The organism is Pseudomonas sp. ADAK18 (assembly GCF_012935695.1).
Taxonomy (GTDB): Bacteria; Pseudomonadota; Gammaproteobacteria; order Pseudomonadales; family Pseudomonadaceae; genus Aquipseudomonas.
Genome location: NZ_CP052859.1, coordinates 4,976,061 through 4,992,371, shown reverse-complemented (window position 1 = coordinate 4,992,371; position 16,311 = coordinate 4,976,061). Strand labels below are relative to the sequence as shown.

General features: G+C 60.8%; 13 protein-coding genes. 11 read left to right on the top strand and 2 right to left on the bottom strand.

The window, feature by feature from the left end; genetic code table 11:
• Positions 1-8: 8 nt before the first annotated feature.
• Positions 9-995 carry an alpha/beta hydrolase family protein gene (locus HKK55_RS22660; RefSeq protein ID WP_169356650.1) on the bottom strand — a complete coding sequence of 329 codons (987 nt, stop codon included), beginning with the start codon at positions 993-995 and terminating at the stop codon, positions 9-11.
• A 77-nt stretch (positions 996-1,072) separates the two neighbouring features.
• Between HKK55_RS22660 and HKK55_RS22655 the strand changes: the two genes are divergently transcribed.
• From HKK55_RS22655 to trpE, 10 genes are all read left to right on the top strand, one after another.
• A complete protein-coding gene (locus HKK55_RS22655; RefSeq protein ID WP_178128861.1) occupies positions 1,073-3,460 on the top strand; it encodes a PAS domain S-box protein in 2,388 nt (795 codons plus the stop codon).
• A gap of 24 nt (positions 3,461-3,484) precedes the next feature.
• On the top strand, positions 3,485-4,114 hold the full coding sequence (locus tag HKK55_RS22650; protein ID WP_169356649.1) for a response regulator transcription factor: 630 nt from the start codon (positions 3,485-3,487) through the stop codon (positions 4,112-4,114).
• Between the two features lie 216 nt (positions 4,115-4,330).
• Positions 4,331-5,443 (top strand): ABC transporter ATP-binding protein, encoded by a 1,113-nt coding sequence (locus tag HKK55_RS22645; RefSeq protein ID WP_169356648.1) that lies wholly within the window; start codon positions 4,331-4,333, stop codon positions 5,441-5,443.
• 28 nt (positions 5,444-5,471) lie between these two features.
• On the top strand, positions 5,472-6,527 hold the full coding sequence (locus tag HKK55_RS22640) for an ABC transporter substrate-binding protein (RefSeq protein WP_178128860.1): 1,056 nt from the start codon (positions 5,472-5,474) through the stop codon (positions 6,525-6,527).
• 173 nt (positions 6,528-6,700) lie between these two features.
• Positions 6,701-7,948 (top strand): ABC transporter permease, encoded by a 1,248-nt coding sequence (locus HKK55_RS22635; protein ID WP_169356646.1) that lies wholly within the window; start codon positions 6,701-6,703, stop codon positions 7,946-7,948.
• 13 nt (positions 7,949-7,961) lie between these two features.
• Positions 7,962-8,786 carry an ABC transporter permease gene (locus tag HKK55_RS22630; protein ID WP_169356645.1) on the top strand — a complete coding sequence of 275 codons (825 nt, stop codon included), beginning with the start codon at positions 7,962-7,964 and terminating at the stop codon, positions 8,784-8,786.
• Positions 8,787-8,906: 120 nt separating this feature from the next.
• Positions 8,907-10,055, top strand: a complete 1,149-nt coding sequence (locus HKK55_RS22625) for an iron-containing alcohol dehydrogenase (RefSeq protein ID WP_169356644.1) — start codon at positions 8,907-8,909, stop codon at positions 10,053-10,055.
• A gap of 83 nt (positions 10,056-10,138) precedes the next feature.
• Entirely contained in the window at positions 10,139-10,813 is a 675-nt protein-coding gene (gene rpe, locus HKK55_RS22620; RefSeq protein ID WP_155584435.1) for a ribulose-phosphate 3-epimerase, read from the top strand.
• Positions 10,810-11,628: a phosphoglycolate phosphatase gene (locus HKK55_RS22615; protein ID WP_169356643.1), complete on the top strand. Its 819-nt coding sequence runs from the start codon at positions 10,810-10,812 to the stop codon at positions 11,626-11,628. Before rpe ends, HKK55_RS22615 begins: the two co-directional genes overlap by 4 nt.
• 68 nt (positions 11,629-11,696) lie before the next feature.
• The gene (trpE, locus tag HKK55_RS22610; RefSeq protein WP_169356642.1) at positions 11,697-13,178 is read left to right on the top strand and encodes an anthranilate synthase component I; all 1,482 of its coding nucleotides are present in this window, start codon (positions 11,697-11,699) and stop codon (positions 13,176-13,178) included.
• Positions 13,179-13,351: 173 nt separating this feature from the next.
• On the opposite strand, the gene estP is transcribed toward trpE, so the two are convergent.
• Positions 13,352-15,292 (bottom strand): esterase EstP, encoded by a 1,941-nt coding sequence (gene estP / locus HKK55_RS22605; RefSeq protein ID WP_169356641.1) that lies wholly within the window; start codon positions 15,290-15,292, stop codon positions 13,352-13,354.
• Positions 15,293-15,717: 425 nt separating this feature from the next.
• On the opposite strand from estP, the gene HKK55_RS22600 reads away from it, so the two are divergent.
• Positions 15,718-16,311, top strand: a complete 594-nt coding sequence (locus tag HKK55_RS22600; RefSeq protein WP_169356640.1) for an aminodeoxychorismate/anthranilate synthase component II — start codon at positions 15,718-15,720, stop codon at positions 16,309-16,311.

Below are 16,311 nucleotides of genomic sequence, written 5' to 3'. Positions count from 1 at the left end.
CTCAGCGATCAACTCCCGACGTTCTGCGGGCTCAACCAACCGCGAATCCGTCGATACAATTGTTCTTGCCCGGCGGCACTGTTGCCGGGCAAGGCTTTCAGTGAAATCTGTTTGTACTTGTCATTCTTCAGGCGTTTGGCGGCTTGGGCACGCTCCAGGGCAGTTTTGCGTGCCTGGGCGGTGTCCTGATAGAAAACGTCTGCCGTCGCCAGTTTCAGTGTCGGCGCCAATTGTTGTAGGTCCGGTTGGCGACCCGCTGGCGTCTGCGCTGCGACCATGACGAGTTTCTGTACTTGAGCAGGTTGTTTTTCACTCAGGTATCTCGCCGCCCACCAAGCGCCTGTACCGTGACCGAGCAGCACAACGCTACGTGCATTTTGGGTCTGGGCGAATGCCAGGGCGGCATCGATGCGCGCAAAGATTCGCGTGGCGTCAGTCTTGTCTCGCTCATCATCACCGGGTACCACTGCGGGGTCGGTGCCCTCAGCTTCGGCACTGGCGGCTTGCTCTACGGGTTTGGCGACGGTGCTGGCATCTTTACTGCTAGTGTCCACCGCCGCTTTCGGCGCTTCGATAACACGGGGCGGCAAGGTGTCCAGGCTCAGGTCAGGCAGCGACACACTGAGCGTGCCCCAGTCGGCGTCCGGCAACTTTTGCCGCAACGGCCCGATTGCTTGAGGCCAGTCCGCACTTTCCCCGGCGCCTGGGACGATAATCACCACACCTTCGGGTTCGGCGCTGTTGGCCGGTTTCCATAGGGCGAGGAACGTGTCGCTGCCAGCCTGCAGTTGTTGCTGTTCCTGTGGCGGGATTTGCCGCTCCAGGGCGCTGGCGTCTTCCTGGCTGCGCTCGAGCAAAGGCTGGCGCTCGGGCGGTTTTGTTTCTGCGGGTGGCTGGGCGGTAGGCGCGGTATCGGCGGCCTGCACGGAAAAGGCGCTGGTAAACAGCAGCGACAGGCACAATGCTGGCAGTGCCGAGCGGTGGAGAAGGGGCATTGTCTATTTCCGGCCAGAAGTGATTCCGGCAGCCTAATGGGTTGGTCAGTATTTGTCAGTGACGTGAGACGTGGATCATGGGTTTTCGCTATCTGCTGGTTATCGGCTGTTTGTGTATTCCCTTGATGGCGGACGCCGCGCCTGCGCCCGTCGTGCCTCAGGCGCCGCTCAATGATGAGCAGCGCGAATGGCTCGCTGGGCACCCGGATTTGCGGGTCGGCCTGGTATTACAGGCGCCCTATGCGCAATACGATCGGCGTTTGCAGCGCTTGTCCGGGGCCAATGTCGAGTTGATGCAATGGCTGGCTAAGGCACTGAACATTGAGCTGACCTGGCGCAACTTTCCCAATCAGGAACAACTGGACGCCGCCGTGCGTGACGGCGAGATCGATCTTGCGCCTGGCCTGGTGCAAACCCCCGCCGGATTGCGCCTATGGTTGTACTCCGACCCTTATATGCGAGTGCCGCAGCACATCGTCGGCATCCCCGATGGCGGCGGGACGGTGGACCTGGAAAAACTCGACGAACAATCTCGGGTGGCCGTGCGAATGCCCGGTGCCGTGGCCGATTACCTGCGCAGCACCTACCCGAATCTCAACCTGCAAGGCGTGCCCCTGGAACGCCAGGCCATGCAGTTGTTGGTGAGCCAGCAAGCTCGTTATGCGGTCATCGATGAGGCGCAGTTGAGTCGTTTGTCGGGTGAAGCGGAGTTCTCCGGTTTGGCGGTGGTCGGTGATATCGGCCTGCCGCAGTTGCTGCGAGTGGCCACGCGGCGTGACTGGCCGCCATTGGCCGATATCGTGGAAAGCGCCTTGCGGGCGATTCCGGCCCGGGACCTGGACCAGTTGCATGCGCGCTGGCTGCAACCCAAATATCCACAGCGCTTGGCGTCGCCTGGTTTCTGGCAAAACTTGAGTGTGCTGCTGGGTTTGTTGCTGCTGGCCAGCCTTGCCGTGGTGTTTTGGCAGCGACGTCATCAGCGTGGATTGGAGCAAGGCTTGCTGGCGGCCCGTGAAGAAAGCGCCACCCGAGCCGCCGGCGCAGAAGCGCTGCGGCTGACGCAGTTTTCCATCGATCAAAGCACCGTCGGCATCCTTTGGGTCAATTGGGACAGTCACGTGCGCTACGCCAATCATGCGGCAGAGGCCATGCTGGGTTATGCCGCGGGGGCCCTGATCGAGCGCCCGCTGATCACCTTCGACCCGACCTTGACCATGGACCGCTGGCTGAACCTGTGGAAGCGTGCCCGGGCCAGCGAGGACGGCCCGCAAAGCTTCGCTACCCGCTGCGTGCGGGCGGATGGCAGCGTGTTGCCCGCAGATGTGTCGCTGAGTTTTCTGCGCTTTGCCGACGGCGAATACTTGGTGGTCTATCTCAATGACGTCACCGAACGACGTCGGGCCCTGGCCGCTTTGGAGGAAAGTGAGGCGCGGTTGCAGGGGATTGCCGCCAACGTGCCGGGGTTGGTGTTTCGCCTGGAGCGCTTGCCGCTGAGCGACGAACTCGACTTTGCCTATATCAGCGAGGGCAGCCAACGCTTGGTGGGATATGCCCCGGCGGTGCTCAGCCATCGGGATGTGGGGATTCGCAGCCTGGTGCATCCGGACGACCGGGCCAGCTATCACCGCACGCAGGATCAGGCCATCGACACCGAAAGCAACTGGTCCTGGCAAGGCCGGATCTTCACGCGCCAGGGCGAGCAACGTTGGGCCGAAATCAAGGCGGTTACCCGGCGCCTGGAAGAGGGCGTGGTGGTGTGGGACGGGATTGTCTGGGACATCACCGACAGCAAGCGCATCGAGCTGGAACTGGACGCTTCCCGCGCACAATTGCGCGAGTTGTCGGCCCACCTGGAGACTGTGCGCGAAGAAGAGAAAGCGCGCATCGCCCGGGAAGTACACGACGAACTGGGGCAGATGCTCACGGTACTCAAACTGGAAACCTCCATGTGCGAGCTGGCTTACGCGCAACTGGACCCAGGCTTGCATGAGCGGTTGAACAGCATGAAGCGCCTGATCGCCCAACTGTTCCAACTGGTGCGCGACGTGGCCACCGCCTTGCGCCCGCCGATTCTCGACGCCGGGATCGCCTCGGCCATTGAGTGGCAGGCGCGGCGCTTTGAGGCCCGTACACAGATTCCTTGCTTGGTGCAGGTGCCGGACAACCTGCCAGCCCTCAGTGATGCCAAGGCTATCGGCCTGTTCCGGATCCTGCAGGAGGCGCTGACCAATGTGATGCGCCACGCCCAGGCGCATACTGTCGAATTGACCCTGGTGGTAGAGGGCCCGCACCTGCGACTGACCATCAGCGATGACGGCACCGGGTTTGTGCAAGCACAAGAACGTCCCGTGTCGTTTGGCCTGGTGGGCATGCGTGAACGGGTGCTGATCATGGGTGGGCAGTTGAGCCTGGACAGCGAGTTGGGGGAGGGCACCACCCTGAGTGTGACGGTGCCGCTGGATTGATAACCACAAGAAGAGGAAATCCCCTTGATCCGCGTACTGGTAGCTGAAGACCACACCATCGTTCGTGAAGGCATCAAGCAATTGATCGGCCTGGCCAAGGACCTGCTGGTGGTCGGCGAGGCGAGCAATGGCGAGCAGTTGCTGGAAACCCTGCGCCAAGTGCCGTGCGAGGTGGTGCTGCTGGATATCTCCATGCCCGGTGTCAACGGCCTGGAAGCCATCCCACGCATCCGCGCGCTGAACAACCCTCCGGCGATCCTGGTGCTGTCGATGCACGACGAAGCCCAAATGGCCGCCCGTGCCTTGAAAGTCGGCGCAGCCGGCTATGCCACCAAGGACAGCGACCCGGCGCTGCTGCTGACGGCGATCCGAAAGGTAGCGGCGGGCGGGCGCTACATCGACCCGGACCTGGCAGACCGCATGGTCTTCGAAGTCGGTCTTACTGATGCGAGGCCGTTGCACTCATTGCTGTCGGAGCGCGAGTTCTCGGTATTCGAGCGCCTGGCGCAGGGCGCCAACGTCAACGATATCGCCCAGCAGTTGGCGTTGAGCAGCAAAACCATCAGCACCCACAAGGCGCGGTTGATGCAGAAGCTCAATATCACCTGCCTGGCCGAGCTGGTGAAATATGCGATGGAGCACAAGCTTTTGTAGCGTCGTATCTGTTTGCGACCTGACAAAACTACCGTTATGCCCGTTGTAGCGTGCTGCTGATCGCGGCGTTGTTCTATCCCCGCCATCCGTGTAGGGCAATCCCTACCCCGAGCCTTCCAATCCGCTGATACCAATCTCTCCCAGCCCCCGATTTGCGCGGGCTGTCGGCAGGACTACGCTTGTTCCACGGCAGTCCAAAAACAAAAAGGTGCGGGTATGAGCGAGGTGGATTCAAATGATGTGCTGGTCAGCTTTCGTGGCGTGCAGAAGAGCTACGACGGCGAGAACCTGATCGTCAAAGACCTCAACCTGGAGATTCGCAAGGGCGAGTTTCTCACCCTGCTCGGGCCATCCGGTTCGGGCAAGACCACCAGCCTGATGATGCTCGCCGGTTTCGAAACCCCGACGGCCGGCGAGATCCAACTGGCCGGCCGCTCCATCAATAACGTGCCGCCCCACAAGCGTGACATCGGCATGGTGTTCCAGAACTACGCCTTGTTCCCCCACATGACCGTCTCGGAAAACCTGGCCTTTCCGCTGTCTGTACGTGGCTTGAGCAAGACCGACATCAGCGAGCGGGTCAAGCGTGTGCTGAGCATGGTCCAACTCGACGCCTTCGCCCAGCGCTACCCGGCGCAACTCTCCGGCGGCCAGCAACAGCGGGTGGCCTTGGCCCGGGCGCTGGTGTTTGAGCCGCAACTGGTGCTGATGGACGAACCCCTCGGCGCTCTCGATAAACAACTGCGTGAACACATGCAGATGGAGATCAAGCACCTGCACCAGCGCCTCGGCGTGACGGTGGTCTACGTGACCCACGACCAGGGCGAAGCGCTGACCATGTCCGACCGGGTGGCGGTGTTTCACCAAGGTGAAATCCAGCAGATCGCCTCTCCGCGCACCTTGTACGAAGAGCCAAAAAACACCTTTGTCGCCAACTTCATCGGTGAGAACAACCGCCTCAACGGCCGCCTGCACAGCCACACCGGCGAGCGTTGTGTGGTGGAGCTGGCGCGGGGTGAGAAGGTCGAGGCGCTGGCGGTGAATGTTGGCCAGGTGGGTGGCCCGGTGACCCTGTCGGTGCGCCCTGAGCGTGTCAGCCTCAATGGTTCCAGTGAAAGCTGCGTCAACCGCTTCTCCGGACGGGTGGCGGAGTTTATCTACCTGGGCGACCACGTGCGTGTGCGCCTGGAAGTCTGCGGCAAGTCCGATTTTTTCGTGAAACAACCGATCGCCGAGCTGGATCCGGCATTGACGGTCGGCGACGTGGTACCGATTGGCTGGCAAGTCGAGCACGTTCGCGCACTCGACCCACTTCTAGAGGCGAATTGATCGCCCCCTGGCTTCACCAACCCTGCACGTGGAGAGAACAATAATGTTGAGATCCCTTAAATATTCCGCCCTGGCCATCGGCTTGATGGGCGCGACACAGGCCATGGCAGGCCCGGACCTGACGGTGGTGTCTTTTGGTGGTGCGAACAAAGCGGCGCAGGTGAAGGCCTTCTACGCCCCGTGGGAAAGCGCGGGCAACGGCAAGATCATCGCAGGTGAATACAACGGTGAAATGGCCAAGGTCAAAGCCATGGTCGACACCAAGAGCGTGTCCTGGGACTTGGTGGAAGTGGAGTCGCCGGAGCTTTCCCGTGGTTGTGATGAGGATATGTTCGAGCCGCTGGACCCCAAATTATTTGGCAAGGCTGAAGACTACGTGAAGGGCGCCATTCAGCCTTGCGGCGTGGGCTTCTTTGTCTGGTCGACTGTGCTGGCTTACAACGCCGACAAACTGAAAGCGCCACCAGGTGGCTGGGCGGATTTCTGGGATACGAAGAAGTTCCCCGGTAAGCGTGGCCTGCGTAAAGGCGCCAAATACACCCTGGAGTTCGCCTTGATGGCCGACGGTGTGGCGCCCAAGGATGTCTACACAGTGTTGGCGAACAAGGATGGTCAGGACCGTGCCTTCAAGAAACTCGATGAGCTCAAGCCGTACATCCAATGGTGGGAGGCGGGTGCCCAACCGCCGCAATACCTGGCCTCTGGCGATGTGGTCATGAGCTCTGCCTATAACGGCCGGATCGCCGCTGTGCAGAAAGAGAGCAACCTGAAAGTGGTGTGGAACGGCGGCATCTACGACTTTGATGCCTGGGCTATTCCAAAAGGCCTGGCCAAGGATCGTGCTGAAGCGGCGAAGAAGTTCATTGCCTTCTCGGTCGCGCCGCAGCAGCAGAAGGTCTATTCGGAAAACATCGCCTACGGTCCGGCCAATATCCAGGCCGTGCCGTTGCTGGCCAAAGATGTGCTCAAGGACATGCCGACCACCCCGGAAAATATCGCCAACCAGGTGCAGATTGATGTGAGCTTCTGGGCGGATAACGGTGAGCAATTGGAGCAACGGTTCAATTCCTGGGCTGCCAAGTAACCTGCTACACCGCTAAACGCCTTGTGGGAGCGGGCTTGTGTGGGAGCTGGCTTGCCTGCGATGGCAGCACCTCGGTGTGCCTGATGCACCGAGGTGATGCCATCGCGGGCAAGCCCGGCTCCCACACAAGCTCTCCCGGCAGGGACTTAACTGAAGATTTTCCGGAGTCAGCCATGGCCATCGCCGTTCCCTCGAACGAGGTCACCAGCCCCACCCTGAAACAGCGCCTGGCCCGTGCCGAGCGGCTCAATCGCTGGAAGGCCCAGGCCTTGATTGCGCCGCTGGTGCTGTTTTTGTTGCTGGTATTCCTGGTGCCCATCGTCGCGCTGCTCTACAAAAGTGTTGGCAACCCGGAAGTGGTGGATGGCCTGCCGCGCACGGTGGTTGCGGTCACCGCTTGGGACGGACGTGGTTTGCCCGGTGAGCCGGTTTATCAGGCCCTCAGTGAAGACCTGAGCGAAGCCCGGAAAAACCAGACCCTGGGTGATCTTTCCAAACGCTTGAACATGGAGTTGGCGGGCTATCGCAGCTTGCTGACCAAAACCGCGCGGGCGCTGCCGTTCAGCGAAACGCCCGCCTCCTATAAAGAAGCGCTGGAAAACCTCGACGAGCGTTGGGGAGACCCGGCGTATTGGCAGGTGATCCGCCGCAACACCAGCAGCCTGACGCCTTACTACCTGCTGGCGTCCGTCGACCACCGCATCGACGACCTCGGCGAACTGGCGCCCGCCACCCCGGATCAAGCGATCTACCTGGACATCTTCGCCCGCACCTTCTGGATGGGCTTGGTGATCACCGTGTGTTGCCTGCTGCTGGCTTACCCCCTGGCCTACCTGCTGGCGAACTTGCCGGCCCGGCAAAGCAACCTGCTGATGATTCTGGTGTTGCTGCCGTTCTGGACATCGGTGCTGGTGCGCGTGGCGGCGTGGATAGTGTTGCTGCAGTCGGGCGGCTTGATCAACAGTGCGTTGATAGGCATGGGCTTGATCGATAAGCCTGTGGAACTGGTGTTCAACCGGCTCGGGGTCTACATCTCGATGGTGCATATCCTGTTGCCGTTCATGATCCTGCCGATCTACAGCGTCATGAAGGGCATCTCGCCCACCTATATGCGTGCTGCGATTTCCCTGGGCTGTCATCCCTTCGCCAGTTTCTGGCGGGTGTACTTCCCGCAAACCTACGCGGGCGTGGGTGCCGGCTGCTTGCTGGTGTTCATTCTGGCGATTGGTTACTACATCACCCCGGCGCTGTTGGGCAGCCCGAACGACCAGATGGTCAGCTACTTCGTCGCCTTCTACACCAACACCAGCATCAACTGGGGCATGGCCACGGCCTTGGGCGGTTTGTTGCTGCTGGCGACCGTGGTGCTGTACCTGATCTACAACTGGCTGGTGGGCGCCAGTCGCCTGCGCCTGAGCTGAGGAGCACCTTGCGATGCTGAGCCCTTACATGTCTCCCGTTGAGCGGGTGTGGTTCTACAGCCTGCGGATTCTCTGCGGCCTGATCCTGTTGTTCCTGATCCTGCCGGTGCTGGTGATCATTCCACTGTCGTTCAACTCCGGCAGTTTCCTGGTGTATCCGCTGCAAGGCTTCTCGCTGCACTGGTATCAGGACTTCTTCGCTTCGGCGGAATGGATGCGTGCGCTGAAGAACAGCATCATCGTCGCCCCGGCGGCGACCGTGCTGGCCATGGTCTTCGGCACGCTGGCGGCGATTGGCCTGACCCGCGGGCACTTTCCCGGCAAGGCGCTGGTGATGGCGCTGGTGATTTCGCCGATGGTCGTGCCGGTGGTAATCATCGGCGTGGCCAGTTACCTGTTTTTCGCGCCGCTGGGCCTGGGCAACAGTTTCTTCTCGTTGATCGTGGTGCACGCGGTGTTGGGCGTGCCGTTTGTGATCATCACCGTGTCGGCTACGTTGCAGGGCTTTAACCATAATCTGGTGCGGGCGGCGGCGAGTCTCGGAGCATCACCCCTGACCGCATTCCGGCGGGTGACTTTGCCGCTGATCGCGCCGGGCGTGATCAGCGGGGCGCTGTTTGCCTTCGCCACCTCGTTCGATGAGGTAGTGGTGACGTTGTTTCTTGCGGGGCCCGAGCAGGCGACCTTGCCCCGGCAGATGTTCAGCGGTATCCGCGAAAACCTCAGCCCGACGATTGCGGCGGCCGCGACCTTGTTGATCGCGTTCTCGGTGGTGCTGTTGCTGACCCTGGAATGGCTGCGCGGGCGCAGTGAAAAACTACGCACTGCCCAAGTTTGATGGCTGAAACCGGATCAAATGTGGGAGCCGGGCTTGCCATTCAGGCCATGAATGGGAGACAACCTTTAAACCCCAGCTACTCTTGTGCCAGCCCCCACACATTTATAAGAGGCCGCGCACATGAGTACTTCCTCATTCAAGATCGCCCACAAATTGCTCACCGGCCCCGGCGCCATCGAGCAGCTGGCCGCCGAGCTGACGCGGCTGGATGTCGACAACCCGTTGATCGTCACCGATGCCGCGCTGATCAAGTCTGGCACCGTGGCGCTGGCCCTTGAGCACTTGGGTGAGCGTCCCTACGAAATTTTCGACCGCGTATTGCCCGACCCGGAAATCTCCATCGTTGAAGACTGCATGCGGGTCTACCGTGAGGGCGGGCATGACGGGCTGATCGGTGTAGGCGGCGGCAGCGCTATCGACATCGCCAAAAGCGTCGCCGCCTACGCCGGTTACCACGGCGCTCTGGCGGATCTGTTCGGTGTCGACCAGGTGCCGCGAAAAGGCCCACCACTGATCGCTATCCCTACCACCGCCGGCACCGGCTCGGAGGTGACCAATGTGGCGATCCTTTCGGACAAGGCCGCGCAACTGAAAAAGGGCATCGTCAGCGATTACTTGCTGCCGGACGTGGCGCTGATCAGCCCACAGATGACCCTGACCTGTCCCCGCAGCGTCACCGCCGCCAGTGGTGTCGATGCGTTGGTGCATGCCATCGAGTCCTACCTGTCGCTCAACGCCTCGCCGATCACCGACTCACTGGCCATTGGCGCGATCAAGCTGATCGCCAAGGCGCTGCCCAAGGCCTACGCCAACCCGACCAACCTGCAAGCCCGTGACGACATGGCCACCGCCAGCCTGATGGCCGGGATGGCGTTCGGTAATGCGGGAGTGGGCGCGGTGCATGCCTTGGCGTATCCGTTGGGCGGGCGGTTCGGTATTGCCCACGGGGTCAGCAATGCCTTGCTGCTGCCCTACGTGATGCACTGGAACAAGTTGGCGTGTGTCGAGCGCATGCAGGACATTGCCCAGGCCATGGGGGTTAATGTCGCTGGGTTGAGTGTGAATGATGCCGCCGACCAGGCCGTCGATGCGATGACGCGACTGTGTGCCGCCGTGGAGATCCCCTCAGGCCTGTGCAGCTTTGGTGTTCCTGAAGACGCCATCCCGGCCATGGCGGTAGAAGCGGCGGGTATTGAGCGGTTGATGCGCAACAACCCGCGCAAGCTCAGCGCCGGGGATATCGAGAAAATCTACCGCGCGGCGTACTAACCATTGAGCGAGGTCACGGTGCGCGCGGCAAAGCATGAGGTATACAATGCGCGCCATCGTGATTTAGCTCAAAAAGGTGCGTCATGCAGCCCTTCGTTATTGCTCCATCGATCCTCTCCGCCGACTTCGCCCGCTTGGGCGAGGAAGTCGACAATGTGCTGGCCGCTGGTGCCGACTTTGTTCACTTCGATGTCATGGACAATCACTATGTGCCGAACCTGACCATCGGTCCGATGGTCTGCGCCGCCCTGCGCAAGTACGGCGTGACCGCGCCCATCGACGCGCACCTGATGGTCAGCCCGGTGGACCGCATCGTCGGTGACTTCATCGAGGCCGGTGCGACCTATATCACCTTCCACCCGGAAGCCACGCTGCACGTCGACCGTTCCCTGCAACTGATCCGCGAAGGCGGCTGCAAGGCCGGCCTGGTTTTTAACCCGGCGACACCGCTGGACGTGCTCAAGTACGTGATGGACAAGGTCGACATGGTCCTGCTGATGAGCGTTAACCCAGGCTTTGGCGGGCAGAAGTTCATCCCAGGCACCCTCGATAAACTGCGTGAAGCGCGGGCGCTGATCGATGCGTCGGGTCGTGATATCCGCCTGGAGATTGACGGCGGGGTCAACGTCAACAACATCCGCGAAATCGCCGCCGCCGGTGCTGACACCTTTGTCGCCGGTTCCGCGATCTTCAACGCGCCGGACTATCAGGAAGTGATCGCCAAAATGCGTGCAGAACTGGCGCTGGCGCGTCCATGAGCGGCTTTGAGCAGCTATTTCCCGGCAAATTGCCACGGCTGGTGATGTTCGATCTGGACGGTACCTTGATCGATTCGGTGCCGGACCTGGCAGTCGCGGTGGATGCGATGCTGCTCAAGCTCGGGCGTAAGCGGGCGGGTGTCGAGGCGGTGCGCGAGTGGGTTGGCAACGGTGTGCACATGCTGGTGCGCCGGGCCCTGGCCAACAACATTGATGCCGAGGGCGTCGATGATGTCGAGGCTGAGCATGCGCTGGAACTGTTCAACGCTGCCTACGAGAACGGCCACGGACTGACCGTGGTCTATCCCGGCGTGCGCGACACGTTGAAATGGCTGCACAAGCAGGGCGTGGAAATGGCCCTCATCACCAACAAGCCGGAACGTTTCGTCGCGCCGCTGTTGGACCAGATGAAGATCGGCCGTTATTTCCGCTGGATCATCGGTGGCGATACCCTGCCGCAGAAAAAACCTGATCCGGCCGCGCTGTTTTTCGTGATGAAAATGGCCAATATCCCGGCGTCCCAGTCGCTGTTTGTCGGCGATTCACGCAGTGATGTGCTGGCGGCGAAAGCGGCGGGGGTCAAATGCGTGGCCTTGAGTTACGGCTACAATCACGGTCGTCCGATTGCCGAGGAATCCCCGGCGCTGGTCATTGATGACCTGCGCCTGTTAATCCCCGGTTGCTTGGGAGCGGGCGCTGAGATAACGTTGCCCGACGCTGTTCCATCCCCTTCTGGAAATCCCATCGTGGTGGTCACTCGCAAACTCTGGATGAAAGTCATCAAGGCCCTGGCCCGCTGGCGTTGGCGCGCCTGACTGATCCTGGCCGCGCTGCGGCACGTTTGCACACCTGACCGTTAGACCCTCAAGCCACGAGGCACCTCATGATCCGCGAAGAATTCCTGCGTTTGGCCGCTGCCGGCTACAACCGTATCCCCATGGCCCGCGAAACCCTGGCCGACTTCGACACACCACTGTCGATCTACCTGAAACTCGCCGACGAGCCCAACTCCTATCTGCTGGAGTCGGTGCAGGGCGGCGAGAAATGGGGCCGTTATTCGATCATCGGCCTGCCGTGCCGCACGGTCATGCGGGTGCACGACCATCACGTTAGCATCACTTATGACGGCGTAGAGATCGAAAGCCACGACGTCGAAGACCCGTTGGCCTTCGTCGAGGCATTCAAGGCGCGCTACAACGTGCCGACCATCGTCGGTCTGCCGCGTTTCAACGGTGGCTTGGTGGGCTACTTCGGCTACGACTGCGTACGTTATGTGGAAAAACGCCTGGGCAAATGCCCGAACCCGGATCCGGTGGGTGTGCCGGACATTCTGCTGATGGTCTCCGATGCCGTGGTGGTGTTCGACAACCTCGCCGGCAAGATGCACGCGATTGTCCTGGCCGATCCTTCCCAGGACGACGCGTTCGAGCAAGGCCAGGCCAACCTGGAAGCCCTGCTGGAAAAACTGCGTCAGCCGATCACCCCGCGTCGCGGCCTGGACCTCAGCCGCCCGCCGGCAGCCGACCCGGTGTTCCGTTCGAGCTTCACTCAGGATGACTACGAGCGAGCCGTCGATACCATCAAGGAATACATCCTCGCCGGTGACTGCATGCAGGTGGTGCCGTCGCAACGCATGTCCATCGACTTCAAGGCCGCGCCCATCGACTTGTACCGTGCGCTGCGTTGCTTCAACCCGACGCCATACATGTACTTCTTCAACTTCGGCGATTTCCACGTAGTAGGCAGTTCGCCGGAAGTGCTGGTGCGGGTCGAAGACAACCTGATCACTGTGCGCCCGATTGCCGGTACCCGTCCGCGTGGCGCGACTGAAGAGGCGGACCTGGCGCTGGAGCTGGACCTGCTGTCCGACGACAAGGAAATTGCCGAGCACTTGATGCTGATCGACCTGGGGCGTAATGACACCGGGCGCGTATCGGAAATCGGTTCGGTGAAGCTTACCGAGAAGATGGTCATCGAGCGCTATTCCAACGTGATGCACATCGTCTCCAACGTCACCGGCGAGTTGAAGGCCGGGCTGACGGCCATGGATGCGTTGCGGGCGATTTTGCCGGCGGGCACCTTGTCGGGCGCGCCGAAGATTCGTGCGATGGAAATCATCGACGAATTGGAGCCGGTCAAGCGCGGTGTGTATGGCGGTGCGGTGGGCTATTTCGCCTGGAACGGCAATATGGACACGGCCATTGCGATCCGCACAGCGGTGATCAAGGACGGCGAATTGCATGTGCAGGCGGGTGGCGGGATTGTGGCTGACTCGGTGCCGGCGCTGGAATGGGAAGAAACCCTGAACAAACGCCGGGCGATGTTCCGTGCGGTGGCGTTGGCTGAGCAGACGCCGCTCAATTAAAGACAGATGCTGGTCAAAATGTGGGAGCCGGGCTTTTTTGTGGGAGCCGGGCTTGCCCGCGATGCAGGCACCTCGGTGTTTCAGAAACACCGGGGCGATGCAATCGCAGGCAAGCCAGCTCCCACAAAAAAGCCCGGCTCCCACATTTGATTTGTGCGGTATTCAACGCCTCGTTAGAAATCCAGGCTCACACCCACACTGACCCCTTGCTGGGTCAAGCTGTCATCTTTCCTCACGTTATAGGCAGCGTTCAACGCCAGCTCCTTCGTCAGCTTATGGCTGATCCCCAGGTTCAGGCGATCCGAGTTGCTGCGCGGCGTGTAGCCATCCAGTTTGAAATCGATCCCCGGCACGCTGTTGAGTGCGATCTTCACCCGCTGTGTGTCGTTTTCGAATTCATGCTCATGGGCCACTTCGCCAAACAGTAGGGTTTGCGGCGTGATGCGATAGTTCGCTTGCAGGCCCAGGCCCAGGCGCTTGGAGTCACGCTGTTGATCATCAAAGGTCAGCGCGGTGGAGCGGGCGTCTTTCTCCGAGTAACCATCCACTTCGATCCGCGAGTAGTCGGCGCTGATGAAGGGCGATAGGTGCCATTCGCTGCCCGGCTGCGCGATGTCGTACCCCACGCGGGCGCTCAAGGCCCACAACCAACCGTCGGTATCGCCTTTCTCAGAACCTTGGCTGACACCCAGGGCGAACTTGCGCTTGAGGCTGTCGAAGTCCAGTTTGCCGCCGGTCAACGCCGCGTCAGCCCACCAGTGGTCCTCTTGATACTGGGCGAAGGCGGTGCCCATGTAGCTGTTGAGTTTGTAGTCCGAATCGCTGGCGCCGGCCTCAAGAGTCTGACGATAGAGGCCCGCCGCTAAGCCGACACGCCAGTCTTCGTTGAGACGGTAACTGCCACCGATGTTCAGGTTGTAGCCGCTGCCGTCACCACTGGCCGAACTGCTCTGATTATCGAAATCCAGATGCTGACCGCCGGCGGCAACGATCGCCCGCCATTGGCCCACGGCTTGCCAGTTACCTGAGTCGGCCTGCCATTGGTTGCGCAGTTCATCCTGATGCGCACGCAGCGTGCCTTGGGCCATTTCTGGCAGCAAGGTGACTTCCCAAGGTGCGGCCAGCAGTGAGTAGGCGTAGTCGGCGATCAGCCGTTGCCCGGCTTCGGTGGGATGGACCGAGTCGTTGTAGATCAGCTTGGTCGGGTCCGGGTTGGTACCGCCGATGCCGTAGGTGGGGTTCGCAGTGCAGCCATTGCCGCTGAAGCAGGTCCCCGTGAGGTTTTGCCCAGTGGCCAGGCCAAAGCGACCAGGGTCGGCGAAGGTTTCCTTGAGCAATAGTGGGATATTCAACGGGATAACTTGAGCATCGATTTGCGATAAGCGTTGCACCAGTGCCTGGTTGAAGATGTTGCTCAGGGCGCTGCTGGCTGCCTGACTCGGGGTGCCATTGATAGCGGGCGTCAGCCCCAGGTCGGGCAGCATCCAGACCATGATGTAGCGGGCGCCGGCCTGTTGCAGGACTTGGGCGCTGTCGGCCAGCCGGCCACCGGCGGCGACGGCTTGACCAGGGCTTTGTACAAATCCCTGAAGGAAGTCATTGCCGCCGCCGGAAAGGAAGTACAGCGCGTTGGGATCGGCCCGCCCGCCGCTGGCTGGCAGATAACCCTGGCGACTGCGCAGCACGGTGCCACCACCGGGGTTGCCCGGAGGGATCGCCGCGTTGGACACCGAGGTGATGGAGTCGAGGATGTTATCGGTACGGTAGCCGCCCACCGCCCAGTTGCTGCCGTCTGGCAAGCCTTGTGCGGCGCGAACCGGAGACGTGGAGGCGTTCAAGTCGTTGGGGGCAACCCCCAGTTTGGACCCCAGCAACGTGGATGAAACCAGGGAGAAATTTTCTGTCCCGTTGCTCAAGTAGGTCGGACCGGTGCGGTTGGTAAACCGCAACGTGGCCCCTGCGGGACCGCCGGCATCAGGAAACTGGCCTGAATCGGCCAGACTGTCACCGAACACCACCATGGTTGAATAAGGTGACGGTGCCGCAAAGGCCTGGGCGCAGGCCAGTGACAAGAGACAGCCGGCAAGCGGCGCAAAGAACGGTGGTCTGAGCATGAGGTCGTCCATGTGATTATTGTTGTGTGTAGGCAGCAAAACCTTAGCAAATTATTTCTGGTTTATTCAGGGATTACTGCGGTTGACGCCAAATAACCGGGGGCCCTTTTCCCCCCGTATTTGCTGCTCCATATTGCACCGCTGGCGAGGCTACGTTACTGTGCCTGAACGTATGAATGAGACCCTCCCTGTGTTGATCATCAGCAAACTCTTGATGCGCGTAGTCAAGGCACACGCCCGTTGGCGTTGGCGCGCCTAACTTTTCTCTACCGGCCTGGCCGGACCTGTACCGATTTGCCTTCTTCACCTGTTGTTTGACGCCCCTTGCCGGCTCACCCTGGCAACCGGAACGTGCGTCTGGCAGCGGGTCACCCTTTTGGAAGGCCGTCATTAGAAATCAGTGAATTCAAGAGGTTTTAACCCGCATGTTGCTGATGATTGATAACTACGACTCCTTTACCTACAACGTTGTGCAGTACCTGGGCGAACTCGGTGCCGAGGTCAAGGTGGTGCGCAATGACGAATTGACCGTGGCGCAAATCGCCGCGCTGAACCCGGAGCGCATCGTCGTTTCCCCAGGCCCCTGCACCCCGACCGAAGCGGGCGTGTCATTGGAAGCCATCAAGTATTTCGCCGGTAAGCTGCCGATTCTTGGCGTGTGCCTGGGCCATCAGTCCATCGGCCAAGCCTTTGGCGGCGACGTGGTTCGCGCCCGCCAGGTGATGCACGGCAAAACCAGCCCGGTATTCCACAATGATCAGGGCGTATTCCATGGCTTGAACCTGCCGGTGACAGTCACCCGTTACCACTCCTTGGTGGTCAAGCGTGAAACGCTGCCCGAGTGCTTGGAACTGACCGCCTGGACCCAATTGGAAGACGGTTCTATCGACGAGATCATGGGCCTGCGCCACAAGACATTGAACATCGAAGGGGTGCAATTTCACCCTGAGTCGATTCTGACCGAGCAGGGCTTTGAGCTGTTCGCCAACTTTCTCAAGCAGAGCGGCGGCACGCGCTAA

Excerpts from the sequence above, each read along its gene's own strand:
- rpe (WP_155584435.1), top strand. The coding sequence starts at position 10,139 with ATGCAGCCCTTCGTTATTGCTCCATCGATCCTCTCCGCCGACTTCGCC.
- HKK55_RS22625 (WP_169356644.1), top strand. The coding sequence starts at position 8,907 with ATGAGTACTTCCTCATTCAAGATCGCCCACAAATTGCTCACCGGCCCC.
- HKK55_RS22630 (WP_169356645.1), top strand. The coding sequence starts at position 7,962 with ATGCTGAGCCCTTACATGTCTCCCGTTGAGCGGGTGTGGTTCTACAGC.
- trpE (WP_169356642.1), top strand. The coding sequence starts at position 11,697 with ATGATCCGCGAAGAATTCCTGCGTTTGGCCGCTGCCGGCTACAACCGT.
- HKK55_RS22615 (WP_169356643.1), top strand. The coding sequence starts at position 10,810 with ATGAGCGGCTTTGAGCAGCTATTTCCCGGCAAATTGCCACGGCTGGTG.
- HKK55_RS22635 (WP_169356646.1), top strand. The coding sequence starts at position 6,701 with ATGGCCATCGCCGTTCCCTCGAACGAGGTCACCAGCCCCACCCTGAAA.
- HKK55_RS22645 (WP_169356648.1), top strand. The coding sequence starts at position 4,331 with ATGAGCGAGGTGGATTCAAATGATGTGCTGGTCAGCTTTCGTGGCGTG.
- estP (WP_169356641.1), bottom strand. The coding sequence starts at position 15,292 with ATGCTCAGACCACCGTTCTTTGCGCCGCTTGCCGGCTGTCTCTTGTCA.
- HKK55_RS22655 (WP_178128861.1), top strand. The coding sequence starts at position 1,073 with ATGGGTTTTCGCTATCTGCTGGTTATCGGCTGTTTGTGTATTCCCTTG.
- HKK55_RS22600 (WP_169356640.1), top strand. The coding sequence starts at position 15,718 with ATGTTGCTGATGATTGATAACTACGACTCCTTTACCTACAACGTTGTG.
- HKK55_RS22660 (WP_169356650.1), bottom strand. The coding sequence starts at position 995 with ATGCCCCTTCTCCACCGCTCGGCACTGCCAGCATTGTGCCTGTCGCTG.